The organism is Sphingobacterium sp. UBA1897 (genome assembly GCF_002337775.1).
Classification (GTDB): Bacteria; Bacteroidota; Bacteroidia; order Sphingobacteriales; family Sphingobacteriaceae; genus Sphingobacterium; species Sphingobacterium siyangense.
Genome location: NZ_DDGR01000038.1, coordinates 805 through 26,572, shown reverse-complemented (window position 1 = coordinate 26,572; position 25,768 = coordinate 805). Strand labels below are relative to the sequence as shown.

The window sequence follows — 25,768 nt, the reverse complement described above, 5'->3', positions numbered from 1 at the left end:
CACAGTTTACGTTACAGTCTCAACAGCCATAATTACTAAACACTAATATATTTTTTGAGTACTTCAAGAAGGTCTGCCCGGCGTATCGGTTTGGGAAGAAAGTCATTCATTCCGGATTCAAGGCATTTTTCTTTTTCCCCCAACACATTTCCAGCTGTAACGCCTATGATAGGTATATGTTGATATGCTGGCAACATTCTAATATGTTGTGTTGCCTCAATACCACTCATGATGGGCATTTGTACATCCATAATAATAAGGGAAAACTGCTTTTTCTTGCATTCTTCCAAAGCCTGTAAACCATTAGCTGCTTCCGTCAGAAGTATATTGGGAGCAAGAGACTTCATTATCCTATTGTTCAGGACCATATTCACTGGGTTATCGTCAACCAAAAGCACGTCTAATTCTCGCACAAATGCATGCGAATCTTTCTCAGCCTGATCCTGAATAATTTCTATTACTGAACTTCGGTCTACCTTTTTAAGGGTTTTGTATAGATCATGTGATTTTATAGGCTTCAATAGCAAATGTGTATTTTCTATTTTCCTAAGCGATGTAAGTATATCCAGTTCTTCCGAAGAAGACGAAAGTACTATAAATGGAGCAACCTCTTTTCGCTGATTTAACAAGCCTTTTATTTTTTCTATTGTTTCCAATCCGGACATGATAGGCATATGATAATCCATCAGAATGACATCGAACCGCTCACCTTTCAACATGATATCCAAGGCTTCCATTCCATTAGAAGCTAACGTAGATTTGATATTTTTATAGGTAAGCATGTGTTCAAGAATAATCCTGTTGCTTTCATTATCGTCCACCACTAAGGCCGTTTTAATTGTCGTTTCATCCTCTTCTTTCCATTCAGACATTTCGTAAGGAACCTCAAGATCGAAGAAAAATACAGAACCGCTATCCACTTCGCTGGTCAGCGACAAATGACTTCCCATATATCCCAAGATATTGTTCGAGATGGTTAGTCCCAATCCTGTGCCGCCAAATCGTTTACTGATTGAACTGTTTTCCTGGGTAAAGGCATCAAAAATATATTTCTGTTTCTCTATAGGAATGCCGATTCCTGTATCTCTTACTGAGAAGCGCAAGGCAATCGTATGATCATCCATGCGCAATTTCTCTACTTTTAGTTCGATCTCGCCCTTTTCTGTGAATTTTACAGCATTTCCTAACAGATTGATCAAGATCTGTTTTAACCTGACTTCATCAATGAAAAGCATTTTTGGGAGGCCCGGCTCAACGTTGAGAAGAAGTTCTATGTTTTTTTTCTGGGATTGATAAAGAATAACATTGATGACTTGGCTTAACATATCATACACATCACTTTTTTCAATCAAAAGCTCCATTTTTCCGGATTCTATTTTAGAAAAATCCAGTATATCATTGATGATGCTAAGTAGGTTTTCCCCGGATTCATTGATGTAATGCAGATATTGTGTCTGTGTTTCATTCAGCGGTGTCCGGAGGAGGAGGTCTGAAAAACCAATAACTCCGTTCAAAGGAGTACGAATCTCATGACTCATATTGGCCAGAAATTCAGATTTTGCCCTGCTGGCTATATCTGCAGTTTCCTTCGCATTTTTTAGCTCCTCGTTTATTTTTACTGCATTTGTAATATTCTGTATGGAAATAATTATACCTCCAATCTCATCTTTTGTAAGATACCAAGGTCCGACTTTAAGATCGTAATGTTGAATTTCTTCTTTTCCTTCCACTTTTAGCGCAAAATCCCCATCGATATACGTTTCTCCCAAAAGCGCATTCTTGTAAATCTTTTTTCTTTCTTCGGGAATACTAGGCGATGTTGTAAACAGATTATTGCCGATAAGGTCGACATTATTCATACTAAATTCATCTCGCCATCTGCTGCTTACAGCAACGTAGTTAAGGGTTTTGTCAAACATCGCCAAAGGAATAGGAACATCTGTCGCACAGGACTGCATCATAGCTTCCTTCTGAGCAACTTCCAGAAACATTTTTTTGAAGGCATCAATGTTCTGAATAATTCCAAAAACCCTGTAGCAAATTTCATTTTGAAATTCAGGAATACCTTTTACTCTTACCCAGATTGTAACGCCGTCATTACGCAGAAGTTGTAGCTCCTCATCAAAAGAAATCCCTTGTTGTACTGCTCTGTTGAATAGATATTCTATTCTCTCTCTGTTTTTTCCTTCGTAAAATCCAAGGGCATTTTCAAAAGTTGGTTGGAAATTAATGTTAGTTTTATGAATTTCTCGTACACTTTGAGACCAGGTGAGCTTTCCGCTCTTCATATTGACTTCCCAGCCTCCCACTTGGGCAACCGCGCTTGTTTCCTCGAGCATTTCCTTCGTATAAAACAGATCTTTTTCCAATTTATCCCGGCGCATAATGTCCGATTTTAGTTGAATATAGACGAAAATGGTGACGCCAATGGCCGCGACCGCTGAAAAGATAATGAATAAAACGGTCCGTTTGGTGGAGTTGTTCAGATCTTCATTTTTTAGGGCAAGCTGAACTTCCTCGTGTTTCACAAATTCCTGAACGAGCATTCGGCATTTATCCATGGCCATCTTGTTTTGAACAAGTTCTTCTGGAGTCATTAATATTCCCTTTGTACGATTATCAATCAACAAGACATATTGTTTCATCAACATGTCTGAGGTATGCAGCAGTTCATGAAGGATATTAATCTGGAGTTTATCGTTAAGATTAAACCTATCTTTGTTAGCAACAAGCAGCGGATATTCATTCCTGCTTTTATTGAAAGGTTCAAGAAAATTTTCACGGCCGGTAAGCTGATATCCCCGATTGCCAGTTTCGGCATTTAACAGCGTGTTTAAAATATCTTTTATTAAACTGATAGACTCCTTCGTTTTTAAGAGGCTTTTCCTGCTCTCCATCTGGTTATGTATGCTAATATAAGATGCTATAGAACCCGCAATCAGTAGTATCAAAGAAAGCATTACACCTATCTGGAGATTTCTTATAATTTTTTTTGGCATTGGTCGGTAGTTTACTGTTAAGATACTAAAAAAGTAGAATTGTATCTCTAATCAGTCAGTAATATTTGATGGCTTTCATCATGTTTCTACGAGATAGCTTATATTGGAGATTTCAACTATTGAGATCATGCGATTCCACTTTAGCTAGCCAGGCACAACAGCCTTTCTGCAGATAGCGTTTATTATTTTTTGTATTTTGTTATTGCATAACCGTCAAATCTTATTAATTCTAATTCTTCCTTTCCTTTCGGTATGTTGTAATAAAAGTTATAAAATTGAACAACTTTACCTCTAGGGAAACCTTTGGTAAATTTTGAAGTTATTGCCGATTGCTTGATTATTTCTGAATTCTTTTTCACAAGAGTTGCCATTGTTCCGTTTCCATAAATTTTGACGACGCAACTATCCTTTGGTAGCAATGTAAAAGTATTTGATAGAAGAGCTTCTCTTTCTTTTAACATCCATTCTTTTTTCATCCCCCGTAATTGTGCCACCTCAAATTCTGCGTTCTGGATAATTTCCAAAACGTTGTTGCTATTTTTATCATTTAAATCTTTCGTCAGGTTGGTAAGAGCGCTATACAGTTTGTCAAGTAGTTCTGTTGAGTTCTTTAATTGAACTGATTTATTTAAGGAAGATAGTTCGACAGGGATTTTAGCATTAAACTTTAGCGTTTTCAAGAAGTAACCACTTTTAATGTTTTCTTGAGTTATATCATCATCAGATAATTCATAATTTACTAAAATGTTTTCTTCGGGAAAATCAGATTCATTGGAAATGATTGATATTCCTTTGGCTGACCTAACTAATAGAATTTTTAAAATCGGATTTCCTTGCTTTTTATAATTGGATAAGTCAATTAGTATTTTTAACTCTTGTTCGCCATTTTTGTTGATCGCAATGTCAATAAAGTTTGGAATTGTGTTTCCAAAGAATTCAAGCCCTTTGACTACAGGATAATCATTTATTGAGATTTCAGTAGGATAATAAAACGTCGGTTGGATACCATAGTTGCTCTTGTCCGCATTATACTTTAGTTTATCCAAAATTTCTGTCTTACTTTCTTGTCCTTTGCAAGAGGCTAAAGTCAGTAAAACAATAATTGATAACATATATTTTTTCATAAGTCAATTCTGTTGGAGCGCGTTGGTTTAATATTTCGGCCAACGCTATTAGACAGCTTTCCGATATACTAGCCGTATAGCGTAAGAAGTATTGGTAATTGTCAAATATAAAAATATCAATTTTTGCAGTGTAAACCGTTTACAATTCGCTGACTATCGTTTAAAATTCGTTAAAAAGGATGTTATTCAATTTCATATGTTGTTGTAAAATCAAGGAGTTCTAATTTATAACCCCTTGATGTGATCTTTTAAAATTGTCTTTATTCTTGTTTAGTTGTTTTGCAATGAAGATTTAATTGTTCCATTCTTAATAAACGACAACAGGATATTTGGAAATAATATTTTTTAACGTCTGAACAATTGGTTTGATAAAGGTCTGAACAAAATTGAGTTCATTTTTTATTTCTTATTTGAAGCCTTCGCCGTTGGGTTATAATCAAGACAGATTTTTATCCAATATTCAAAATCATCAAATTTTTGAAAACCAACAGGCTCTACATAGCAATAGCCTTTTAGTTGCTTTCCTTTCATAATCATCGGCAAGAAGCCTTTTTTTTCCGAGACCTCATCTTCCAGTTCTGCACTATAGCGACACATCAGATTGTCATGGCTGATATTGATACACATTTTCCCATTCACAAGAAAAGATAAGCCACTAAACATTTTCTTTTCTGCAACTTCAATATCTTCTTCCAGTGCAAGTCTTTCACGGACGCGGTCGGCAAGTTCATTGTTATAAGCCATCACTTCAGTTTGTCTATTATCTAAAATTACTTAAAAACCACGATTGTCACGAGATTTCCTCATTATAATTTAAAGAACTATACTAAGATAAGTTTATCGACGAGGATTGTTGCTCCGATAGATTTTCCAGTTGGCCGTCTAAAAACACTTAACCATAGGATTATATATGAGACAAATTGACCGAAGAAATATTCTATGATAAATTGGGATATCAAATGATTTCGATTCCATTATTTAATAAACAGCCGGAAGAGCTCAAGACAATTATGGATCAATGGTTGTACTTACTTAAACACTTGAGTACCATGGATAGATTACCATTATTTTTGGATAACAGGATATTTGGTCTTATCTTTGAGATAGGAGAGATGAATTACTCATAGCTGATATTGTTAAAGGCACAAAGTTTTCGGTCGAGAATGTCACATCGTAGAAAATTATTCTTCATAGGAATAACATTATGTATTTCGTCAATTCTAATGTTATTATTTGGTGTTGGAATGTTTTCTTCGAGAGGTGATTATAGCAAATTCATAATAGAATTATCAGAATTTTGCTTCATATTTTGGATTCCATTTTTAATAATTGGAATTTTACTTGTGTTAGTTTCAATTATTTTAAGTACGTTTCAATCTTCCAAAATAAAGAAACCGTAAAAGCAAATAGTAAGGTTTTCTGACTACTTCCTTTTTCCATGACTACGATAGCTAAGTTTTCTTTTTCCAACGTGAAAAAACACGATTGACAACTGTTGCTAGGGTCGTTAACACCCAAATAATTAATGAGTAAATAGCCTAACATCTTCTATTTACAGGGCTTCATTCTTTCGGATCAGCTCTGCAATATAACGATTATAGGCGTCTCCCATGGGGAGATCCATGTCTACGGCCAATTGTCTACGAACCACTTCAACTTTTTCATTCGACAAAGGATTAATACCTGTTGATTTCACTTTTCCCCAGTATATTCCGATCCCTCTTTTTTGCCAGTTGGGCAGCTCATTGAAATTTATATCATAGCTGTGCAGCAGTTCGTTTTTCATTGCAACACTGAGACCTTCAATTCTTTTAGTAGCTTCATTTTTATTAAGACCGTTTTGTCGTAGATTCCAGTAACAATGCGCATTTAATGCATTCCGGTGAGCATCTTCATTCCGCCATCTGAAGTAATCCTCGACAAGGGATGCATTGGGCAGTTCAGAAATTCGACAATCGAAAGCCGCAACATCGCCTAGCATAGATGAAAATTTTGCACTCGCTTCACCTGCCAAGATAGAAATCAATTTTCTGGTTTTTCGCCCGAAAGTATTCTCCTGCAAGTGGAATAGTAAAGAGATTTCATCACTTTCCGTAAATCCATATATTATATTAAACCCGCAGCATATGAGGTGTTTGACGGTTTCAACCATCATATCCCTAAATTTCTCGTCGAATGGTGCTTGGAAAGCATGTGTCTCCTTTGTCAGTTTCGTGAAATTCCTGCCATCAATCCGTGCGACCATATACATTCCAGGCAAGACTTGCCTGTCCTGATAAGTTTCATAAATACGTAATTTCTTATCTAGATCATCAAACTTCATTTTCCCAATCTTTAACTGTAAATCCTCTTGTATCTAATGACACGTAATATAATTTTTCGAAACCTTCGTCGAGCGAGGGGATCTGTAATTTCTTATGGGTTCCCCTGATGCCAATATCAGGAATCCTTTCTTTATTTATCCTAGCACTGTTTCTTTCAAGCGAAGACCGCAGACTCGAGCTGAAATAATACCCTACGATCTTGTATTTATACGTTTTGGCTAGATTAATATACTTTGCTCGTTCTGCCTTTGTTGGATTTGTATTGTCTACTACAAACGCTTGCTGGCTTTCCAAACAAGTTTTTATAAACCGCTCTTCCTTATTACGCGTATTCAGGAGGTCCATCGAAATTCTCACATGGCTATTAAAATGGTTTTCTTTATAGAAAGAACTCTTTCCGCTGGCCTGTATTCCACAATAAATGATCATTTCCATCTCATAAAAAATAAATTTCCCCGTAGCGAAGCCTAAAATTATAGCCCATTTTAAGGATTACTTTTTTCATTTCCAAGGAATGTTGTTAACGAAATGCTGAATTTACTAAAGACGTTTTAAATAGACAAAATATATAACTCAGTAGCTATAATTTACATAGCTATTGAGTATCTTGACGGAATATGATTAATATTGCTATAAGGAAAGTCTTGAATGATTATGTTGCTTTTATAGATGGCTTCAAACATCAGTTCTCTCCAGAAATGGAAGAATTTGAACAAAGGAGCCGCTGGAATCGTTCCGGACATATCGATGGTTTTAACTATCAGTTTCATGGTGCGGGCTGCCGTTTAGAGAAAGACGGTATCGTATGTGAATTTGATTTTATGCCTACCAATGAATATCCCATAAAGTTTTCGCTATGGGAAATGAAAGAATTTATTTTGACCAATAAGGGGTATGGAATAAATAAATTAGAGGAATCGGAATTACATGAAGTTCTATATCCACTGGTTGAAGACGGGACTCTTGTCAAATTGGTATTAGGTGGGGTAGTTTGGGAGGTGTACCAGTTTTAGAACTAATTCTCATTTTTACCAATATTTAAAAATTAAGATATTTGTAATGAGATTTCTTCTGAAATTTCCAGCTCGTCAATAAGCATTTGTTCGGTATTTAGTTTTCAAAGAATAGATCCAAAGGGATTCACAAAATAGCTGCGGAAACCGATATTTGAAAAGTTATTTCAGCTAACAAATTAAACGAAATTGCCCAAATTATCGATTCTTGGCTAGAAAGAAGAAATCCCATTACTTACAAATTTGTTAGTAACATACATTCAACTGTATACTGTGGTAAATTTATGACTTCTATATAATTTTGATAGGATATGAAAAAGATTCTCGGAATACGCGTGATACCGGGATTGATTTTCTATGGAAACATAAATCATAATAAAGAAATGAATACAATTAAATTGACTCCTGAAATAACTAAAATAATTGAAAACCTGAACAAGCTTCATGTGTTTGACGGTTTAAACCCCTTAGACATAAGCCGCAAAGGATATGAGACAATGGCCATTCAACTTGGTGGGAAGAAAGAAGCGGTGAAAATTATAGAAGAATTTAATATTTGTAATAAGAATCACGAAATTCCTGTGAGAATATACCGACCCAATGGAATTATAAACGAGAAATCACCGGCTATCGTTTATCTTCATGGCGGTTGGTTTATTTCAGGAAGTTTTGAGACGCACGATGCTATTGTTCGTCAATTGGCCAATGCTACAGGCTCTGTTATTGTTTTTGTTGATTATCGACTGGCTCCAGAGCATCCTTTTCCAGCTGGTTTCGATGATGCTCAGTCGGCCACTGAATGGATCCTCAATAACTCAGACTCTTTAAACATCAATAAAAATAATATTGGAATTATTGGCGACAGTGCTGGTGCAGCCCTAGCCGTAGGAGTTTCGATACGGCTTGGTCAGCAATTGAGATTTCAGGTGTTAATTTATCCGGCGGTTGATAATCAATTAAATACACAATCATGGAAAGACTATGAATATGGTCCGATTATTAATAAAGATGAAGGAATAAAAGCCTGGAATTGGTATCTAAACGATTCAAAGGATCAACAGAACCCAATGGCAATCCCTTTATTGATTAAAGACTTTAAAAATACACCTCCAACGTTCATATTATTAGCTGAACATGATCCTTTGCGGGACGAAGGAAAACAACTGGCACAGAATATGAAAGTTTGTGAAATTCGGGTCAAAATTACTCATTACAAAGAGATGGTTCATGGCTTTATGCATATGGGAGCTGTTTTAAAAGAAACCAGAGAGGCTGTTCTGGAGATCGCAGCATTTGCAAGAGAGAATTTAAAGTAAAACATCCGCTAATTGGATATGAAGAAATATGCATATATATTGGGTTGTGTAGGATTTTGGTTTTTTAGCTGTTATGCTGGGATAGGAGTTTTTATCTTTTCTCAGGTTACTCCGTTCGATCGTTGCTATCTATGGCCATTAAACCACCTCCAACTGGGATCGCTTGCCAAAGAAAAGTCTAGATCGACATCCTTTCGGATGCTTTGACCTAGAAGGCTATTAAATGCTAATATGTAAAAGAACACAATGATTTATTTCATGCTGTGGCTTATGCTCTGAATTTACAAAATCCGGCTGGAGAGCACAAGATGTTACGATTTAGGAAGTAGATTTATATATCAATAGAAAGGCTATTATTAAACCCATTATATGGTTCATCAATATGGATTTTCATCTTTGTCTTTTTGTGTCACTTTTTAATTTCAAGTCACCATCACTAAATAATAGGGGATATGTATAGCCGCATTTTACAGCATATCCATTTTGATATCCCGGTTTCCATGGACTAGATTTTCTAATCAATTTAATTAAAGCTTCACCAGTATGATAACCAATGTTCTTGGTTATTTGAAAATTACTGAGCCTTCCATCTTTCTCAATCGTAAAATTGATAATCAGTTTGCCGTTTACTTTTGCTTTCTTAGCTGCGGTTGGTATCTGATAATTCTTAATAATCCAATCTTTAAAATCGTTCGTACCATATGGCGGCTCGGGAAATACTTCATTCATGTGAGGAGGAATATCCGCGATAGAGTCATCCGAAACAAGGGACTGACCGACAGCCTGTGATAACATACTTATCGATACAATACACATAAATAATAGCTTACGAACCCAGGAAATTCCCATTGTTTTTCTATATAACTAAGTAGCTAATTTACATAACTAATTTGTATCCTGATGCAACAGTTCCTTATGATAAAATCAATAAATACTATTTTTTTGATGATACTAATTATTGGTCTGTCTTGCTTCTCATGCATGATTTACGGACAGAAATATTTTGATTTAGACCTTTCAGGCCGATATGAGTCCTCTATAGGAGAATATATTATGCGATAAAATGAGGTATACTTGAGTTACTGTTTATAAGGAAGCTTTTCTTTTGCCAACTTATATTCAATGGGAGCGGGATTTCCTTGAAGAGACCAGCTATTAAAACATCATATGCTATGTAATAGGCCTCAAGAATCACCCATAAAATGGTGATATCGATATTTTTATTAAACTGATAATTTCCCGTGATGAGTATACACGATATAAGTATTATCAAGCCAGTCAATGCTGGCCGGAATATGGAGAATATCTTTTTATTTCTTTCCGCTTGTAGGTATCCTGCATAAATAAGTCCTGCAACTTGCAATCCAAAAATAATCAGGTTAAAATTTAGATTCTTCGTAAAATATCTCAGCCAATCATTGTCTGTTAATACTACATAAAATGTTAAAGCCATAAAACTGAGATGTACAAATAGGGGAGCGTTAATTCTCTTCATTATCCATTTTACGTTTGTGGAATCTCAATGTCTTTATCGCTTTAAGAAGATCCTGTTCTGCTTGCGCTTTCAGGTTTGAACCGAGAAGATTAAATCGGACTTTTGAAGAGTCTCCCCATAGGCTGCCGATATATACTCCGGTCACTCCCTTTCCCGATATTCTCGGAAATACGATTTTCGCTCTTCTATTATCGATCGTATCCCAGGACACATTTTGTTTTCTGTATAGATCGGCATCAAGATCCAGGTCCAGTATCGGCATATCTTTTACAATAATATAGTCCGAAGAGTCTGTTACGCTTTCCTCCATCATCTGCCTGGTAATGACTTCTATGTTGTGCTCTGTCAAACTATTTGAATACAAACCCAGATCAAAGTAAAGCGTATCTGTGTTGTCTACAGCAATTGCGCCGACATAACTGTCGATTCCATTTTGTTTGACCTGCTGCCATTTATAAGGAACTTCAAGCGTAAATAGACCAAAATCCATTGTCTTTGTGCGAGAAGGATCGTTACACCCAACAAAAAGGATAGTAAGGGCAGAGATCTGGAATAGTTTTATGAACTGTTTCATGCTATGGCTTATGCGTTGAATTTACAAAATTAGGCTGGACTATCAATCTATGGCCAATATTTTTTATTATTAAATCGCAAACGGGGGAGTCGAAGTGCCCATTTAATTATTAGCTTCGTGCAATATGATTTTCTTTTTAGATATAGACGGTGTCATGGTACATGCCAATCCACATAGGCAAGTAGCGCAGGCAACCGATGGCTTTTATGTATTCAGTAGAGCAGCTGTTGAAACATTTAATACGATATTCATTGCAGAGAAAGATCAGGTGATCCTTTCTAGCTCGCACCGTTCTAGATATACAATAGCAGAATGGAAAAAGATATTTCGTGATAGGGATATTCGAATAGATTCATTTACGCTGTTGGAAGATGTTGTTGCAAAAGTTAACCATCGCTATACGCGTAAGGATGAAATATTGGGTCAGATTGTGCATCAAGGCCTGCAAACTGAAGAAATAGTCATTATAGATGATGACAAATCCTTAAATGAATTGCCACAAGCATTAAAATCAAGGTTAGTATTGACATCTCCTTATAGCGGATTGACAGAAAAGAATCTGCACATTTTGAAGAATATCCTTAACAGATAACTTTTTTTTCAATTGTCCTCTTTTTTATCATATTGAAGTAGCCAGGTTTCTTGAGAGATTTTCTCTCCTTTATCGGTTGAATGTTCACCCACCGTAATCGTGATCTCTGAAGGAAGTGCGTGGATAATTTCGGCATAGGCTTTTTCGCCACCAAGGAGTTCGATTATTGTTGGCATCGCCTTATAACCAATTCCCTGCTGAACAAGAACTCAGCTATGCCGCCATAATGAATCTTAGTACCATGAACAATAATACCATTCAGCAATAAAATTGTTTAAATCTGTAAAATACGCTACCCAGTGGATTTTGTTATTTTTTTTTCGTTTGTTGTAGGTTGAATACCGTCCCGGCTGGGTCAGTAATCCAATGCATATTTTCCGGTAATTCTTCAATTTCATCACAGGTTTCCACCCCATTGGATAGTAAATATGCTGTCGCCATTTCTACATCAGGAACCGTAAGCTGTAACCAAGTTTCAGAATGTGTGTAATTGTCCACGCAGTCAAGCCATATAATATTATTGCCGAATTTTACTTCACATGTCCTCGATACAGTTGGGTTGTTAATCGGCTTTTCCTCTACGTTAAACTTTAAAACATCCCTATAAAAAACGACTGTCTTTTCATATTTGCTTTTGGGAATTTTTATGGCAATATTAATTCCTGCCTCAAATTTTGTGTTCATATTTTGTGACTTTAGGTACTATACAAAGTAATCAAAATGCTAAATCAATACTCTTATCTTATGGCAAGATTTGCATATTTATACTGAACATTATCATTTTATTCTTTTTTAGTCGAAATGGCTTTTTATCTTTCCTTTTTTATAAATTTAAAAGATAATAAAAGGCTGTTGCTTAGGTTCTTGAAAGATTTCTAATCCGTCGCTATCGCCAATACGTGGCCCGTTGGCTGTAATTTTAAACCAAAGCTCAACCAAAATAAATAATATCTTCACAATTTAAATCTAAAAAACTATGGGACATTATTATAATTACGTCAATGTGAGTTCTTTAAAGAGAAAGAGAGTTTAGTGATAAATCAACCAAAGAAGTTGATTTAAAGAATCTAGAAAATTTACTAAATCCAATTCTGAGGAAATAGAATAGTATTGGCAAAAGCGGGGAGGACGTGGGGGCAGAAACTTTTCGGCTCTGAAAAAACTTATGTCGTAGCTTGACATGTTGGTGCTGCGAAAGGGCCGCCTTCGCCAAGCTGCCGAACCGTTACTGGATATTGAAACAAATTTACAGATATTATTTCAAAATGTGATCAAATCCCTTCCTCAAACGGCAAATGTAAATACCTGCCAAACCTTTCAGACTTTGGTTTTGTTCACCTGATGGATCAAACCAGAACAGCATTGGATATGAAAAAAGAAAAGAATTTAAAAACTGCTGAGATAGATCAGCATTTAGTGGACAATTCCGAGAAGATTATGACCACCAATGATGGTGTGCCTATTTCAGACAACAACAATACATTAAAGGCGGGTGAGCGGGGGCCATCATTACAACAGGATCATATTTATTTTGATAAGCTGATGCATTTTGACCGCGAACGTATACCAGAACGTGTCGTTCACGCGCGTGGATCAGGAGCCCATGGTGTTTTCGAAGCGACCGCTGACCTATCTCAATATACAAGCGCAGCATTTTTAAAAAAAGGAACAGTAACGCCTCTTTTTACTAGATTTTCCACAGTAGCAGGTTTCAAAGGCTCTACCGACCTTGCTAGAGATGTACGAGGTTTCTCTGTTAAGTTTTATACCGAAGAAGGCAATTACGATCTTGTGGGGAATAATATTCCAGTTTTTTTTATTCAGGATGCGATGAATTTTCCAGATCTCATCCACGCGGTAAAACCAGAGCCAAATAACGAAATGCCGCAGGCGGCATCTGCCCATGACACCTTTTGGGATTTTGTATCACTGATGCCCGAATCTGCACACATGGTCATGTGGACGATGTCAGATCGTGCAATACCCCGAAGTTTAAGGATGATGGAAGGTTTTGGTGTCCATACATTTAAATTTGTGAATGCCCAAGGAAAAGGCACATTCGTTAAATTTCATTGGAAACCGAGATTAGGAGTACATTCAGTCGCATGGAACGAAGCTCAAAAGATCTCAGGATTTGATGCTGATTTTCATCGGAGAGATCTCTATGAAGCTATTGAAATGGGCGATTTTCCGCAGTGGGATCTCGGCGTTCAATTAATTCCTGAGGCCGATGAATTTAAATACTCGTTTGATATTCTTGATGCGACAAAGATTATCCCAGAGGAACTGGTGCCTGTTCAGATTATTGGAACGATGACACTAAATCGCAACCCAGAGAATTTTTTTGCAGAGACCGAACAAGCCGCTTTCGACCCCGGAAGGTTAGTGCCAGGTATAGATGTTTCGGATGATCCGCTTTTGCAAGGGCGAATATTTTCATATATGGATACCCAAAATTATCGATTAGGTGGTCCGAATTTTCATGAGCTTCCTATCAATCGTCCGGTGACCGGCAAGCACAATAATCAAAAAGATGGTTTTGCGCGGTCTGAGATCCCTAAAGGTGCTGTGAGTTATTTCCCCAATAGTAAAGCTGTGGGCTGTCCTTATCATGCAATGCTCAATGATGGGGTAGGATTTGAATCTCACAAGCAACCTATCGATGGCTCGAAAATTAGGGCCCGCTCAGATTCCTTCGCAGACCACTTTACACAAGCAAGACTATTTTTTAATTCTCAAAGCCCAGAAGAACAGGATCACATGGTCAATGCCCTGAGTTTTGAGCTTTCGAAAGTAAATGATGTCAATATACGAAAGCGAGAACTGGCTATTTTGAATCAGATAGACCAGGGATTAGCAAAAAATGTTGGTACAAACCTCGGGCTTACCCCGCCAAAAGAACTCGATCCATTAACCCTTAAATTCGCACGGCAGAACCATCCTCAATATCCTCTTAAACCAGTCAAACCAGAAGTTGACAAGTCTGCTGCTTTGAGTATGAAAGTAAAAGACGGCGAGGGTACAATCAAGAGTAGGAAGGTCGCTTTCCTTGTTGATAATGGGGCTAGCAAATCTTCCATAGATAAAATGAAAACAGCACTTGAAAGCGAAGGAGCGCAGGCCGTGTTAATTGCATCTCATGTCGGAAAGATCCGGTTCATGGAAGGGGCAGAAGAAGATATTCAACATTCCTATCTTACAGAAGCCTCAGTTTGTTACGATGCATTCTTCACACCAGCAGGCGAATCAGTAAAGACTCTTGCGCAAAATGCCGATTATCTCCATTTTATCAATGAAGGATACCGACACTGTAAGGTCCTGGCATTTGCCAAAGATGCTGAAGGGTTAGCTGAACGGTCATTTATTAAAAAAGATAAAGGCGTTATTTTCGAAAGCAAGGACAATTTAACAGCCGATTTCATAGCGGTAATGAAAGGCCACCGTGTTTGGGAGAGAGAAAAATCAAGAAAGGTACCTTCTTGATATACAACGAATAGTTCTTCGGTAGAAGGACTATTTGTTTAACAGTCGAATAGAAGTAGGACTGGAAATCAGAAATTGTTTATAATTATTTACAAGAAGTAGCATGAAAAAAGAAGCAAGTAAAAAGATTCGACCGCTGCAAAAACAAAAGCGACCGGGATTGGAAATAAATATGGTACCAGTTCCTGACACGTCTCCATTAAAGTATCCTGCAGAAGGAAAATTAAAAAATAAGGTAGCATTGATTACCGGCGGAGATAGCGGTATCGGCAAAGCTGTAGCTTTGTTATTTGCGAAGGAGGGAGCTGATATTGTTGTAGCCTATCTTAGTGAAACAAAAGATGCAAAACAAACCAAGAAAGAGGTTGAATCCTTCTCTCGAAAATGTACACTGATTAAAGGTGATTTGGGAAAAGAAAATCACTGTGAAAAAGTCATTGAAATTGCAATAAAAGCGCATAAGAAAATTGATATTATTGTTAATAATGCGGGTCTTCACTGGGAAACAGAATCAATTGAAAAAATTTCCACTGAACAGTTAATCAAGACTTTTCAGAATAATTTCTTTTCCTATTTCTGGGTTACTAAGTATGCCATACCTTATCTTAAGAAGGGAGCAAGCATAATTAATACATCCTCGGTGACAGCCTATCGAGGAAGTCCAAAGTTGATTGATTATTCTGCAACAAAAGGTGCAATAATTTCGTTTACACGGAGCTTGTCAGCAAGTCTCATAGCTAAAGGAATTCGTGTCAATGCTGTTGCTCCAGGACCGGTATGGACACCATTGATAGCATCATCTTTTGATCCTAAAAAGAACTCCGAATTTGGAAGCGACTCTCCAATGAAAAGGGCAGGAATGCCTAATGAAATTGCGCCAAGCTTTCTATTCCTAGCTAGCGAAGATTCACATTTTATGAGCGGTCAAGTTTTACATCCCAATGGAGGAGAAGTCGTAAATGGATAGATAAGTTTTTAGTTATTTTTGCTTCGAAAGATACTCTATAAATTGTTGATTCAACATCTCGCACTCGTGTTGTAAAATTCCCGATTCAATTTCAGGTCTATTTCCCCATTTCGGAACATTTTCCGTTTCAAGAATTTTAAACTCCGAAGACTGCCCACCAACGAATGGAACGGAAGCTCCAAAAACCAATTTCGCAATTTTATGGTGTCTGATAAGATAGGAACACATTATACATGGTTCGTGCGTGGTAAACATAACCGATTTTTCTAAAATATCTCGATAACCATTTTTCAACGCATCTTTTACTGCTAAAATCTCAGCATGCTGCGTAATATCTCCACTTGATTTTCCCGATTCGATACCTTTGCCAATAATTTTATCTTCAAAAACTAAGACAGAACCTACTGGCGGATTTCCTTTTTCCAGAGCCTGTTTTGCCAGTTCTATGCATTCAAGCATATATTGATTGTAATTTTCCATTTTTCCTGTTAATTAGATTCCGCACCTCTGTTAAAACTAACGGTATTCAGATAAATCTGAGGCGTAATATCCGTTTTATTCTTAAAAAGCCTTCTCTTTCTTATGCTACTTAATTTGCAAATTATTTAGATTTTCATTACCGATTTAAGGTATAATAAAAAGCAATTAGAGTAACTAATTGCTTTTGCTAAGTTTATATCCTATAGTTAGTTCATCTTATTGAATATTGATGACCATAAAAAGGTTGCAAATATTTAAGATTTAAATTCTTGAAGTACTTCCTCAAGTAATAAGTTAAAACCTTCAGGTTTTTCTAGCATTGGATAATGTCCGGTCCCTTGTATAATTTTACAACCAAAATCTTTAAAATATTTTTGGTTGTTTGTTATACTTGTAGGATTTGCATCCGAATTAATTGCTCTTACTGGAATAGTTATTTTTTTAGCTAATTTTTGGACATCAACTTTATATAATGGTTCCAAAACAATTGAAGCAAATTCACCAGAGTTTTCTAGAAATTCTTCTTGTAATCGCAATTTTACATCATTTGGAGTTTCTTTTACAAATAGGAATTGTGGAAGTAGCTCCTTTACAGCCAATTTAAAATCTTGTCTGTAACTACTAAACATTAATTTCTCAGCTTGTTCAGGAGTAAAAATTTGGTCCAGGTCCTTAACTGTATCCACTAGAACCACAGCTTTAACAGCGGCTAGTTTGAGTGAGGCTTCCAGAACATATGGCCCAGACATTGAGTGTCCGACAAGTATAATGTCTTTACTATCTAAATCATTAACCACAGTAATTATATCTTCCGCATAGTCAGTATGTGTGTATGTTTTTCTCTCTTTACCTGATTTCCCATGACCACCTAAATCTAGACGAATAACCGTATAGCTATCATTAAAATATTGTTCTTGATAGTCCCACCATCGGAGATTCCCTAACCAGCCGTGAACAAAAACCAATGCTGTTGTACCATTCCCTGAAATATCGTAGTTTATAAGCGTCCCATCTTTAGAATTTATTAGCTTCTGCATAATACTGTAATTTGATCTTCTCAAACATAGTGATTCTCAAATAAATTTCATTTATCAAATACTAATAATTCGCTGATTTTACGATCAGTTCATTTAGTAAAACGCTTTAAAAAATAGTTTGTATATTGATTTCGCAAATACAATTGTTACCGCCATTTCAATGAACGACACCGCTCAAAATAAAATACATATCGAAAGCACAATGGGAGTGTTCGTTGGACAGTTTAACGACAACGTTTTGCATAAACATTTTGCTTTGCAAATCAGTGTTGCTTCACAGGGAAAATTTAAAATCACAGACGAGAAAGATAACCAAAATTCTTACTCGACTTGTTTCATTAACAGCAATGTACTACACCAATTTAAAAGTAATGAAACTTCGTTGATTATTCTTATAAACCCGATTAGTAGTATAGGTCATCAATTATACAATAAATACAGAAACATTAAGATTACGAATTTGGATGAAGACTTTGAACAACTTGTAGAAATTTTTGCAGATTATTCACAAAATGATTCTGACTTTGTCAATTTGACGAATAAGATCAACAATTATTTCGTAAACTTCCGATGCGAATGTGAACTTAAAAATCACTTTGAAGACGAGAGAATTTACAAAGCAATTCAATATTTAGAACAAAATTTTGACCGAATTGTATCGCTTAAAGAAATTGCGAATATTTGTTTTCTTTCCGAAACACGTTTTTTACATCTTTTCAAAGAGAAAACCAATCTTAATTTCAGACGATACCAACTTTGGAATAAACTCATAAAGTCATTACCTTACTTAAAAGTACATTCGATTACCGAAACTGCACATCAGTTTGGATTTACAGATAGTTCTCATTACAGCAGAACATTCAAAGAGACATTTGGACTTACGCCAAAATTTTTGACATCGTTAAAATAGCCACTTTATACTAGTTTGTTTTATTGCTGCTGTTCATCTTTGTAGTGTGAAAAATCGATATGCACAATTACTTTAAAGAAACTAAAATTCTTGACTATTCTCACGATTCGATTCAGAAATTAGTCCAAGAGAGCGAATGGAATCAACTTGATATGATTTCAAGGATAAAAGCTATTTATAATTTTGTAAGAGATGAAATAAAATTCGGTTATAATCTTTCAGATAACATTTCAGCATCAGCTGTTTTAAAAGACGGATATGGACAATGCAACACGAAAGCCACCTTGTTAATGGCTTTATTGAGAGCTACGGAGATACCGAATCGTATTCACGGATTTACAATTGATAAAGCATTACAAAAAGGAGCGATTACGGGAATTTGGTATAAACTTTCGCCTAAAAACATTCTGCATAGTTGGGTTGAAATATTGGTCGATGAACAATGGTATTTTTTAGAAGGTGTGATTTTGGGCAAAATATATTTAGCCAAGCTACAAGAGAAAAATAGCGATTGTAAAACTACTTTTTGTGGTTATGGAGCTTACACTGATAATTTTAAAAATCCGCCAATTGATTGGAATTTAAACAATACTTTTATTCAAGACAAAGGAATCAATCAGGATTTTGGTTTATTCGATACGCCTGACGAATTTTACGAACAACATCAACAAAAATTAAACGTTTTTGAAAGGTTTGTTTTCAAAAATATCGTTAGGCACAAGATGAACAAAAATGTTGCGAAGATAAGAAACGGCAGGTAACAGGCAGTTTGGTAAGATGCCGGTCTTTTGATAGCTGCCCAGCGGCAATAAGATTGAATCCACCGGGCAAGCTTAGGTTTATCGCAATAAAGGAGCTACTGTTAGGAGCGAGGTTCCATCGCGCCGAGCAGCCGCAGGTCGTCGGATGCCGGCAGTTCAAATACCTGCAGGTGAAAGTGTTTAATGGCAGCCAGTAGATGGTCAAATATATCGGCCATCGTATCTTCGAAATAGGCCCATTGTGTCCCCTTGGTAAACATGTAGAGTTCCAGCGGAATACCGTATTCACTAGGGGCTAGCTGACGGACCAATAAAGTAAGTTCCTGATGGATATTGGGGTTATGTTTGGCATAGGCGAGTATATAGGCCCTGAACAGGCCGATATTGGTCATCCTGCGACCATTGACGGGCGAGGAGCTGTCTGTATGCCAGGTTTTATTGTACTCGGCAATCTCGCTCTCTCTTTTTTCGATATAGGGAGCCAGCAGCCGGATTGTTTTTAATGCCGTGATTTCCTCCGCACTGAGGTAGCGCACCGAAGACATTTTAATGTTCAATGCCCGTTTTATCCGACGGCCACCAGTCTCCTGCATTCCACGATAATTTTTAAATGAATCGCTCAGTAGGGTATAGGTCGGAATGGTGACAATGGTCTTGTCCCAGTTCTGTATCTTCACATTGTTGAGGTTGATCTGCAGGACGTCGCCGTCCACACCGTATTTGGGCATTTCTATCCAGTCTCCTACGCGTACCGAGTCATTCGCCGACACCTGAATACTGGCCACAAAGCCCAGGATAGTGTCTTTAAATACGAGCATGAGGATGGCGGACGCCGCCCCAAGTGAGACTAGAAAGGACCAAGGTGAATTGCCGGTCAGCAGGGAAACGACGAGTGTACCGATCACAAAAATTAAAAAGATCTGTACCACCTGCAGGTAGCTGTCGATAGGTTTGTCCTTAAACGCATTTGAACCACGAAAAATATCGCGGCAGGTTTTTAACAAGCTATTGGCCAGATGGTAGATGGTGAACAATAACACGATATCCAGAAACTTGACAATAGCGGCTGTAAGCACCGGAAAACCAACGAAGATCACCGGCAGCAGCTGCCGTGTAAGCAGCACGAGCAGGGTACGGCTCACGCGTACATGCACCTTGTTTTCCAACAGATAATCATCCCATTTGGTCGAGGTCCGCCGGGCAATCCGGTTCAATGCGGAATAAAATACTTTGCGCATGATATAATCGAGCGCATAGAGCAGCACCGCAAAAGCAAAAAGTAACCCGGCGGCCGTAACAATATGTGCCTGCTGCTCGGGTAAACCCAATTTGGCAAAGAGATTAAAAATGTACTGATAAATTGAACTTGATGATTGTTCACTGAAGTTAAGTATGTTTAAATTTTTCATATGAACAAACAAATTTACGAAGAAATATAAACACGGATTTTGGCGTGGAAAATACCCCTTTAACCCTGTTTTTACGCGTAAAGTTTGCTTATTGATTAATTTTTACGTATATTGGTAAATTAATAGATAACCCGACGGCGAAAATTTTCTGTTTCGCGTCTTTAAAACCCCCAACGATTTGAATGAGATTAGTGTGATAGGTGGTGGGAGTTGGGCCACGGCCCTGGTTAAAATTTTGACAGAAAATAGCATTTATACCAACTGGTACATGCGGCGTTCCGAGCAGGTGCGCGCGATAAACCAGGATGCTATTAACCCTGACTACCTATCGTTTTTAAAACTTGACAATACAAAAATTTATGCGTCCGATCAGCTGGACGAGATCGTGGCTCGATCGAAAGTAATTCTTTTCGTCGTGCCCAGTGCGCATCTGGACAGTGTTTGCGCCGCAATCCCCAAAGAGGACCTTGCTGAAAAATTTGTCATCACCGCCATCAAAGGGACCGTCGGCCCTGACAATCTGCTCCCAAGTGCTTATCTCGCCCGGTATTTTGAACTGAAAGATTTTCAGCAGGCGATCATTGCAGGGCCTTGTCATGCCGAAGAAATCGCGCGGAACAAGAAAACCTATATGACGCTGTGCGGTCCGAATGAAACCTTTATCAGTAAGATTTCCAACGGGTTTGCTTCAAGCTATATGCAGGTGAATTATAGTCCCGACACCCTGGGTGTGGAGTACGCAGCCATTTACAAAAATGTGGTCGGTATTGTCTGTGGCATGGCCGAAGGACTGCATTATGGTGATAATTTTATGGCGGTGCTGGTTGCCAATGCCATTGACGAACTGGGACTGCTACTGCGTGCCGTCGGTGCACCCCATGTCCGGCTGGGCAGCTCTACCTATTTGGGAGACTTATTGGTGACGGGTTACTCCGCACATAGCCGCAACCGGACTTTTGGTAAATACCTTGGCCTGGGGTATTCGGTTTTCGAAGCCCGTCAGCTCATGGGCATGGTCGCCGAAGGATATGTTGCAACCAAGGGGCTGATGGCGACGGTCACGAGCCTTGGACTCAATTTACCCTTGTTACAGACAGCCTACCGTGTGCTATACAACCATATGGCTGCAATTGATGAATTTAAACTTTTAGAAAGGAATATAAGATAATATGCTATTAGCAACAGATTTAGACGGAACTTTTTTAGGCGGAAAGATGGAAGACCGCCTCAGATTATATAGACTGATCAAGGCCAGCCCGAATATGCAGCTGGTTTTTGTAACCGGAAGAGGACTGGAGTCGGTATTGCCGCTACTGAGCGATCCGCTCATTCCGGTGCCGGACTTTATTATTGCGGATGTGGGCGCCACAGTCGTTAACGGCCATAGCCTGGAAGCAATTGAACCGCTGCAAAGTGAGATTGAGGAAAAATGGCCGCAGACTTATGCAATCCGGGCAGCGCTGGAGGAAATACCGCAGTTGAATTATCAACATGTGCCGCAGCAGCGCCGCAGTTCATTTTATTATGAAGGAGGGGTTGACCATAGTCTGGTGCAGCAGGTGGCTGACAGGTATGACTGTGATATTATTACTTCGGCCGATAAATACCTGGACTTGCTCCCCAGAGGTGTCAATAAGGGGACAACATTAAAGAAGCTGGTTGAATTTTTGGCTGTCGATCCGGATGATGTGATGGTGGCCGGTGATACCCTTAATGACCTGGCCTTATTTCAGATCGGTTTTCGGGGTGTTGCGGTTGGAAAGTCCGAACCGGGTTTGCTGCAGGCCATTGATCAATTGGATACAGCGTACAGCGCAGAAGCTGCCGGGGCGGGCGGTATACTGGAATATATGGGCAAATACCGCCCGTTTCAGCAGTTGATTCGTGGAGAACAAAAATTAGTGCCTCAAAAAAGAAAGTCCAAAAAATCCGATCAGCTGGTGATGGTCTACCATCGGCTGCCTTTTGAAAAGGAATCGGTCAATGGTAAGACGGTGCGGGTAGCACCCAAAAGTCCAAATGGCATTATTCCCTCGCTGCTGGGCTTATTTGAAAAGGGACGCTCCGGTCTTTGGATCGGGGAGGAAGTCATCCAGCAGGACGGAAAGCCGGTCCCAAATCAGTTGGTGGACGAAAGCCGATACCCTAATCTGGTCGCTTCGACCATATCACTGTCTAAAGAGGATATCGATAAGTTCTATCGTGTATTCTCCAAAGAGGCGTTCTGGCCGACGATCTTTTCCTTTGTGGACCGGGCAAAATTCAACCACGAGGACTGGGAACATTACCTGATGATAAACAAGCGCTTTGCCGAGCGGATTGCCCGCGAGGCCGACGAGGAGGCGCTGGTCTGGATCCATGAGTATAATCTGTGGATGGTACCTTCTTTTTTAAAGACCATGCGCCCCGATCTGAAAATTGGCTTTTTTCACCATACGGCTTTTCCGGCAGCAGATATTTTCAATATTATTCCCTGGCGCAAAGAGATTATCGGCAGCCTGTTGCTCTGTGATTTTATCAGTTTTCATATTCCGCGTTATGTCGAGAATTTTGTGGATGTGATCCGTAGCCATACACCATTTAAAGTGGTCAAAAAAGTTGATGTCGCCAATCAGTTCCTGACCTATAGCTGTGCGCTCGGCGTCGATCAGATGACCAAGATCATTGAGGTGGATGGCCGGCAGATTAGGCTTGGCGCACAGCCGGTGGGGGTCAACAGGGATCATATCGAACAGATTTTGACAGATGATAAGGTTAAGACCGAGATCAATGCCCTCAAAGAAAACAAAGCCGGATCGGGAATAACGCGTATCATATCCATCGAGCGCCTGGATTACGTCAAAGGCCCCTTGGAAAAAATCCAGGCTTTTGGTGAATTTCTGGCCGAATACCCAGAATTTAGGGGCAAGATCGAACTGGTCAATGTCTGTACGCCGCCATCACAGGGGATGACGATCTATGACGAAATTCGGGATCAGGTGAATCAGGCCGTGGGTGAGATCAACGGTAAATATGCAACGATGAACTGGACCCCGATCCAATATTTTTACAGGGCTTTACCTTTTGAGGAAGTGGTCAAATACTATGCGCTGAGCGATATTGCCTGGATCACGCCTCTACGGGACGGACTGAATCTAGTCGCAAAGGAATACATTGCGACCCATGGGTTATTGGAGACTCCCGGGATTCTTGTGCTCTCAGAATTTGCAGGTGCCTCGGTCGAATTGCCTTATGCCATATTGACCAATCCCTACGACCGTAAGAGCATGAAAGATGCACTGTTGAAAGCCTTGGTCATGGAACCCGGAGAGGCTCAGGTCAGGGCGCGCCGGCTGTACGAGCATATTGAGCATTATGATATCCATTACTGGGGGCGGGATTTTGTGAAAGAGCTCGAAAAATCGGGTAAAGCAATTGTTCATGAAAAGAAGTAACTGCTAGTCTTAGGTGTCAAACGTGCTTTTTTAGCCATCTTAGAAAAAAAGAATTAGAAATCCGTGTTAATCTGGTTTCTTGAATAGAAGACAAAATAACGTTGAAAACGAAGCTGCTGGATGTATCCTTTAGGAAACCCTCTATTTTACAAACAATATTGTTTTAAAGAGGGTTTTTCTTGAGGGAATAATTCAATAAAAAATAACGCGCAAAGTCTCGAAGAAAAAATAAAATATGATAAATACTGGTAATAATAATGAATTTCAAAATGCTTTCAGTGCAAGCTTCAGTTATTATTTTGACAATTTTGGAAATGAGGAGCAATTTTTTGATTCTGCCAAAAGATGGATTGATGATAAATATTTCTTGATTGTGTTTGGATGTTCAAATAAGGATCATCGTGGACAACATATCTTATTATTTTTCAGCAGCCAGTATTTTCCGGTCCAAGAAATAAGAGGATATTTTAAAGAAGGGGCTTATTTTGCATTCCGTTCAGATCTATTTACAGGATATAGTCTGCGAAATAAATTGAAAGAATTTGGGTTTCTAGAATACTCCATTCAGGAATCGATGATCTTATCGAATAACGATTACAGACTTATAAAAAATATCTTTGAACTGATAGACCTCGAGACTAAGATGCCCATGAGTGAAACGCAGTCTAAAATACTTATTTCTTATCTTGATTTGCTTTTACAACATATGCAAAGGTTTTATCAACAGTTAATGGAAGATAAGCTGAATGAGTTTAGAGCGTTACAAAAAGATTTCATGAGCGAGCTGCACACTCTTTTTGATAGCAAAAGAAAATGCTTGTCCCTACTTCCTAGTTTAACATTATTGTCCAGGAAACTAAATTGTACAACACGATTTCTCAATGATGTTTCTTTAAAAACTTCTAAAAATACAGCACAGTATCATATTGACAATTTTATTGTTAAAATAGCAAAGGAATTACTTGCTGAAACTGATTTATCAGTAGCTGAAATCGCTAAAAAAATGCAATTTGATCAACCTCAGTCATTAACCAGACTGTTTAAAAAGAAAACAAGAATTAGTCCACTCGACTATCGTATATCAATTATATGACAAATTTATTTATATGACAAATTTATTCCCAGAGGAATCAGCATTAGCCTAGCCAAATCAGTTCATTGGTCAAGCCAATGAACTATATTGAGCAAAAATTGAGCATTCTGTTTTGCGGCCGGATGGTTCATTCCTCTTTTTTCACTTTTGATGCCATGGAGTTGTGCCGAAAAAGGAGCACCATCTCCGAATACCACAATTCTCCCTTTCCCGAACTGCAGGTAAGCACCGTTTGCAAACCCTTTGCCCGACAATCGGGGAATATTGTCTGGAATAGGCCTTTTTATCTGATTCGCATCATTGGGTAGGTAGATGTCATATTCTTCATTTAATAAAGAAATAATACGTGCCGTCGTTGGTACGATAAAGCCAGTTCCACCCCAGCACATAATACTGTCTATTTCTTTACCTGATCCAGTGGTTATAGAATTTGATAACAGTGTTTCTCTGTCCTTTGAAAAGATCTCGGGACGTCCATTCTTAGGTAAGGCAAAACCGTTCACGATATGAATACCAAATGCTGCACCGAGCGTTTGTACAGATCCGCCACAAGGCATGTGGTCGGTGACTAGAAATAGGCTTCCACCATCAAATACCCATTGGCGGAGAGTTTCTATCTCCTGATCGGTAAAGACTGAATAGGTGGGTAATTTCCAGTTTTCCGGATTATATAAGGCATTTATGCTGATATAGATTTTTACTTCTTTTAATTGATCGTAAGAGATTTTTTCTTTAGCACTTCGGAGGCGATATCCAT

Annotated in this window: 26 protein-coding genes; 11 read left to right on the top strand and 15 right to left on the bottom strand. The window is 38.2% G+C overall.

Going from position 1 to position 25,768, the window contains the following annotated elements; translation table 11 throughout:
• Positions 1-35: 35 nt before the first annotated feature.
• The 3 genes from B4N43_RS24140 to B4N43_RS24130 all read right to left on the bottom strand — a co-directional run bounded on the left by B4N43_RS24140 (position 36) and on the right by B4N43_RS24130 (position 4,867).
• Complete coding sequence (locus B4N43_RS24140) at positions 36-2,897, bottom strand: response regulator (RefSeq protein ID WP_286736725.1); 2,862 nt, start codon at positions 2,895-2,897, stop codon at positions 36-38.
• A gap of 284 nt (positions 2,898-3,181) precedes the next feature.
• The gene (locus tag B4N43_RS24135) at positions 3,182-4,123 is read right to left on the bottom strand and encodes a hypothetical protein (RefSeq protein WP_286736723.1); all 942 of its coding nucleotides are present in this window, start codon (positions 4,121-4,123) and stop codon (positions 3,182-3,184) included.
• Between the two features lie 399 nt (positions 4,124-4,522).
• On the bottom strand, positions 4,523-4,867 hold the full coding sequence (locus tag B4N43_RS24130) for a TfoX/Sxy family protein (RefSeq protein ID WP_120332838.1): 345 nt from the start codon (positions 4,865-4,867) through the stop codon (positions 4,523-4,525).
• Between the two features lie 176 nt (positions 4,868-5,043).
• Here B4N43_RS24130 and B4N43_RS25620 point away from each other — a divergent pair, with 176 nt between their 5' ends.
• Positions 5,044-5,250: a PD-(D/E)XK nuclease family transposase gene (locus tag B4N43_RS25620; RefSeq protein ID WP_376749090.1), complete on the top strand. Its 207-nt coding sequence runs from the start codon at positions 5,044-5,046 to the stop codon at positions 5,248-5,250.
• A 425-nt stretch (positions 5,251-5,675) separates the two neighbouring features.
• Here B4N43_RS25620 and B4N43_RS24125 read toward each other — a convergent pair whose 3' ends face one another.
• Together B4N43_RS24125 and B4N43_RS24120 are read right to left on the bottom strand one after the other, a co-directional pair.
• Positions 5,676-6,446 (bottom strand): tRNA(His) guanylyltransferase Thg1 family protein, encoded by a 771-nt coding sequence (locus tag B4N43_RS24125; RefSeq protein ID WP_286736722.1) that lies wholly within the window; start codon positions 6,444-6,446, stop codon positions 5,676-5,678.
• Complete coding sequence (locus B4N43_RS24120; RefSeq protein WP_286736720.1) at positions 6,436-6,882, bottom strand: AAA family ATPase; 447 nt, start codon at positions 6,880-6,882, stop codon at positions 6,436-6,438. Before B4N43_RS24120 ends, B4N43_RS24125 begins: the two co-directional genes overlap by 11 nt.
• A gap of 182 nt (positions 6,883-7,064) precedes the next feature.
• On the opposite strand from B4N43_RS24120, the gene B4N43_RS24115 reads away from it, so the two are divergent.
• Both B4N43_RS24115 and B4N43_RS24110 read left to right on the top strand, forming a co-directional pair.
• Positions 7,065-7,460: a DUF6896 domain-containing protein gene (locus tag B4N43_RS24115; RefSeq protein ID WP_286736718.1), complete on the top strand. Its 396-nt coding sequence runs from the start codon at positions 7,065-7,067 to the stop codon at positions 7,458-7,460.
• Positions 7,461-7,771: 311 nt separating this feature from the next.
• Positions 7,772-8,776, top strand: a complete 1,005-nt coding sequence (locus tag B4N43_RS24110; protein WP_286736716.1) for an alpha/beta hydrolase — start codon at positions 7,772-7,774, stop codon at positions 8,774-8,776.
• Positions 8,777-9,166: 390 nt separating this feature from the next.
• Here B4N43_RS24110 and B4N43_RS24105 read toward each other — a convergent pair whose 3' ends face one another.
• The 3 genes from B4N43_RS24105 to B4N43_RS24095 all read right to left on the bottom strand — a co-directional run bounded on the left by B4N43_RS24105 (position 9,167) and on the right by B4N43_RS24095 (position 10,845).
• On the bottom strand, positions 9,167-9,625 hold the full coding sequence (locus B4N43_RS24105; protein ID WP_286736714.1) for an energy transducer TonB: 459 nt from the start codon (positions 9,623-9,625) through the stop codon (positions 9,167-9,169).
• Positions 9,626-9,827: 202 nt separating this feature from the next.
• Positions 9,828-10,271, bottom strand: coding sequence for a hypothetical protein (locus B4N43_RS24100; RefSeq protein WP_286736712.1), 444 nt, complete (start codon positions 10,269-10,271; stop codon positions 9,828-9,830).
• Positions 10,258-10,845, bottom strand: coding sequence for a hypothetical protein (locus B4N43_RS24095; RefSeq protein WP_286736710.1), 588 nt, complete (start codon positions 10,843-10,845; stop codon positions 10,258-10,260). The genes B4N43_RS24100 and B4N43_RS24095 overlap by 14 nt, the downstream gene beginning before the upstream one ends.
• A 124-nt stretch (positions 10,846-10,969) precedes the next feature.
• On the opposite strand from B4N43_RS24095, the gene B4N43_RS24090 reads away from it, so the two are divergent.
• The gene (locus tag B4N43_RS24090; protein WP_286736709.1) at positions 10,970-11,437 is read left to right on the top strand and encodes an HAD domain-containing protein; all 468 of its coding nucleotides are present in this window, start codon (positions 10,970-10,972) and stop codon (positions 11,435-11,437) included.
• 8 nt (positions 11,438-11,445) lie between these two features.
• Here B4N43_RS24090 and B4N43_RS24085 read toward each other — a convergent pair whose 3' ends face one another.
• The 3 genes from B4N43_RS24085 to B4N43_RS24075 form a co-directional block, all read right to left on the bottom strand.
• On the bottom strand, positions 11,446-11,613 hold the full coding sequence (locus B4N43_RS24085) for a hypothetical protein (RefSeq protein ID WP_286736707.1): 168 nt from the start codon (positions 11,611-11,613) through the stop codon (positions 11,446-11,448).
• Between the two features lie 133 nt (positions 11,614-11,746).
• On the bottom strand, positions 11,747-12,121 hold the full coding sequence (locus B4N43_RS24080; protein ID WP_286736705.1) for a hypothetical protein: 375 nt from the start codon (positions 12,119-12,121) through the stop codon (positions 11,747-11,749).
• A gap of 147 nt (positions 12,122-12,268) precedes the next feature.
• Positions 12,269-12,394 carry a hypothetical protein gene (locus B4N43_RS24075; RefSeq protein WP_286736704.1) on the bottom strand — a complete coding sequence of 42 codons (126 nt, stop codon included), beginning with the start codon at positions 12,392-12,394 and terminating at the stop codon, positions 12,269-12,271.
• A 411-nt stretch (positions 12,395-12,805) separates the two neighbouring features.
• Here B4N43_RS24075 and B4N43_RS24070 point away from each other — a divergent pair, with 411 nt between their 5' ends.
• Both B4N43_RS24070 and B4N43_RS24065 read left to right on the top strand, forming a co-directional pair.
• Positions 12,806-14,920 carry a catalase gene (locus tag B4N43_RS24070; protein ID WP_312461615.1) on the top strand — a complete coding sequence of 705 codons (2,115 nt, stop codon included), beginning with the start codon at positions 12,806-12,808 and terminating at the stop codon, positions 14,918-14,920.
• Between the two features lie 103 nt (positions 14,921-15,023).
• Positions 15,024-15,887 (top strand): SDR family oxidoreductase, encoded by an 864-nt coding sequence (locus B4N43_RS24065; RefSeq protein WP_286736700.1) that lies wholly within the window; start codon positions 15,024-15,026, stop codon positions 15,885-15,887.
• A gap of 12 nt (positions 15,888-15,899) precedes the next feature.
• Here the strand turns inward: B4N43_RS24065 and B4N43_RS24060 are convergent, their stop codons facing one another.
• Together B4N43_RS24060 and B4N43_RS24055 are read right to left on the bottom strand one after the other, a co-directional pair.
• Entirely contained in the window at positions 15,900-16,367 is a 468-nt protein-coding gene (locus B4N43_RS24060) for a nucleoside deaminase (RefSeq protein WP_286736698.1), read from the bottom strand.
• 254 nt (positions 16,368-16,621) lie between these two features.
• Positions 16,622-17,404 carry an alpha/beta fold hydrolase gene (locus B4N43_RS24055; RefSeq protein ID WP_286736695.1) on the bottom strand — a complete coding sequence of 261 codons (783 nt, stop codon included), beginning with the start codon at positions 17,402-17,404 and terminating at the stop codon, positions 16,622-16,624.
• A 160-nt stretch (positions 17,405-17,564) separates the two neighbouring features.
• On the opposite strand from B4N43_RS24055, the gene B4N43_RS24050 reads away from it, so the two are divergent.
• Both B4N43_RS24050 and B4N43_RS24045 read left to right on the top strand, forming a co-directional pair.
• A complete protein-coding gene (locus B4N43_RS24050) occupies positions 17,565-18,314 on the top strand; it encodes a helix-turn-helix domain-containing protein (protein ID WP_286736693.1) in 750 nt (249 codons plus the stop codon).
• Between the two features lie 59 nt (positions 18,315-18,373).
• On the top strand, positions 18,374-19,075 hold the full coding sequence (locus tag B4N43_RS24045; protein ID WP_286736691.1) for a transglutaminase-like domain-containing protein: 702 nt from the start codon (positions 18,374-18,376) through the stop codon (positions 19,073-19,075).
• Between the two features lie 101 nt (positions 19,076-19,176).
• Here the strand turns inward: B4N43_RS24045 and B4N43_RS24040 are convergent, their stop codons facing one another.
• Positions 19,177-20,484 carry a mechanosensitive ion channel family protein gene (locus B4N43_RS24040; RefSeq protein WP_286736689.1) on the bottom strand — a complete coding sequence of 436 codons (1,308 nt, stop codon included), beginning with the start codon at positions 20,482-20,484 and terminating at the stop codon, positions 19,177-19,179.
• 178 nt (positions 20,485-20,662) lie between these two features.
• On the opposite strand from B4N43_RS24040, the gene B4N43_RS24035 reads away from it, so the two are divergent.
• The 3 genes from B4N43_RS24035 to B4N43_RS24025 all read left to right on the top strand — a co-directional run bounded on the left by B4N43_RS24035 (position 20,663) and on the right by B4N43_RS24025 (position 25,011).
• Positions 20,663-21,652, top strand: coding sequence for an NAD(P)H-dependent glycerol-3-phosphate dehydrogenase (locus B4N43_RS24035; RefSeq protein WP_286736687.1), 990 nt, complete (start codon positions 20,663-20,665; stop codon positions 21,650-21,652).
• A gap of 1 nt (position 21,653) precedes the next feature.
• On the top strand, positions 21,654-23,918 hold the full coding sequence (gene ggpS / locus B4N43_RS24030) for a glucosylglycerol-phosphate synthase (protein ID WP_088161920.1): 2,265 nt from the start codon (positions 21,654-21,656) through the stop codon (positions 23,916-23,918).
• A 235-nt stretch (positions 23,919-24,153) separates the two neighbouring features.
• Positions 24,154-25,011: a helix-turn-helix domain-containing protein gene (locus B4N43_RS24025; protein WP_145330711.1), complete on the top strand. Its 858-nt coding sequence runs from the start codon at positions 24,154-24,156 to the stop codon at positions 25,009-25,011.
• Positions 25,012-25,073: 62 nt separating this feature from the next.
• Here B4N43_RS24025 and B4N43_RS24020 read toward each other — a convergent pair.
• Positions 25,074-25,768 (bottom strand): hypothetical protein (locus B4N43_RS24020; RefSeq protein ID WP_286736684.1); only part of this gene is annotated, 695 nt, incomplete at its 5' end.

Bases quoted from the DNA above. Each gene is read 5' to 3' on its own strand.
- B4N43_RS24140 (WP_286736725.1), bottom strand. From the start codon at position 2,897: ATGGAGAGCAGGAAAAGCCTCTTAAAAACGAAGGAGTCTATCAGTTTA.
- B4N43_RS24135 (WP_286736723.1), bottom strand. From the start codon at position 4,123: ATGAAAAAATATATGTTATCAATTATTGTTTTACTGACTTTAGCCTCT.
- B4N43_RS24130 (WP_120332838.1), bottom strand. From the start codon at position 4,867: ATGGCTTATAACAATGAACTTGCCGACCGCGTCCGTGAAAGACTTGCA.
- B4N43_RS24125 (WP_286736722.1), bottom strand. From the start codon at position 6,446: ATGAAGTTTGATGATCTAGATAAGAAATTACGTATTTATGAAACTTAT.
- B4N43_RS24120 (WP_286736720.1), bottom strand. From the start codon at position 6,882: ATGGAAATGATCATTTATTGTGGAATACAGGCCAGCGGAAAGAGTTCT.
- B4N43_RS24115 (WP_286736718.1), top strand. From the start codon at position 7,065: ATGATTAATATTGCTATAAGGAAAGTCTTGAATGATTATGTTGCTTTT.
- B4N43_RS24110 (WP_286736716.1), top strand. From the start codon at position 7,772: ATGAAAAAGATTCTCGGAATACGCGTGATACCGGGATTGATTTTCTAT.
- B4N43_RS24105 (WP_286736714.1), bottom strand. From the start codon at position 9,625: ATGGGAATTTCCTGGGTTCGTAAGCTATTATTTATGTGTATTGTATCG.
- B4N43_RS24100 (WP_286736712.1), bottom strand. From the start codon at position 10,271: ATGAAGAGAATTAACGCTCCCCTATTTGTACATCTCAGTTTTATGGCT.
- B4N43_RS24095 (WP_286736710.1), bottom strand. From the start codon at position 10,845: ATGAAACAGTTCATAAAACTATTCCAGATCTCTGCCCTTACTATCCTT.
- B4N43_RS24090 (WP_286736709.1), top strand. From the start codon at position 10,970: ATGATTTTCTTTTTAGATATAGACGGTGTCATGGTACATGCCAATCCA.
- B4N43_RS24085 (WP_286736707.1), bottom strand. From the start codon at position 11,613: ATGCCAACAATAATCGAACTCCTTGGTGGCGAAAAAGCCTATGCCGAA.
- B4N43_RS24080 (WP_286736705.1), bottom strand. From the start codon at position 12,121: ATGAACACAAAATTTGAGGCAGGAATTAATATTGCCATAAAAATTCCC.
- B4N43_RS24070 (WP_312461615.1), top strand. From the start codon at position 12,806: ATGAAAAAAGAAAAGAATTTAAAAACTGCTGAGATAGATCAGCATTTA.
- B4N43_RS24065 (WP_286736700.1), top strand. From the start codon at position 15,024: ATGAAAAAAGAAGCAAGTAAAAAGATTCGACCGCTGCAAAAACAAAAG.
- B4N43_RS24060 (WP_286736698.1), bottom strand. From the start codon at position 16,367: ATGGAAAATTACAATCAATATATGCTTGAATGCATAGAACTGGCAAAA.
- B4N43_RS24055 (WP_286736695.1), bottom strand. From the start codon at position 17,404: ATGCAGAAGCTAATAAATTCTAAAGATGGGACGCTTATAAACTACGAT.
- B4N43_RS24050 (WP_286736693.1), top strand. From the start codon at position 17,565: ATGAACGACACCGCTCAAAATAAAATACATATCGAAAGCACAATGGGA.
- B4N43_RS24045 (WP_286736691.1), top strand. From the start codon at position 18,374: ATGCACAATTACTTTAAAGAAACTAAAATTCTTGACTATTCTCACGAT.
- B4N43_RS24040 (WP_286736689.1), bottom strand. From the start codon at position 20,484: ATGAAAAATTTAAACATACTTAACTTCAGTGAACAATCATCAAGTTCA.
- ggpS (WP_088161920.1), top strand. From the start codon at position 21,654: ATGCTATTAGCAACAGATTTAGACGGAACTTTTTTAGGCGGAAAGATG.
- B4N43_RS24025 (WP_145330711.1), top strand. From the start codon at position 24,154: ATGATAAATACTGGTAATAATAATGAATTTCAAAATGCTTTCAGTGCA.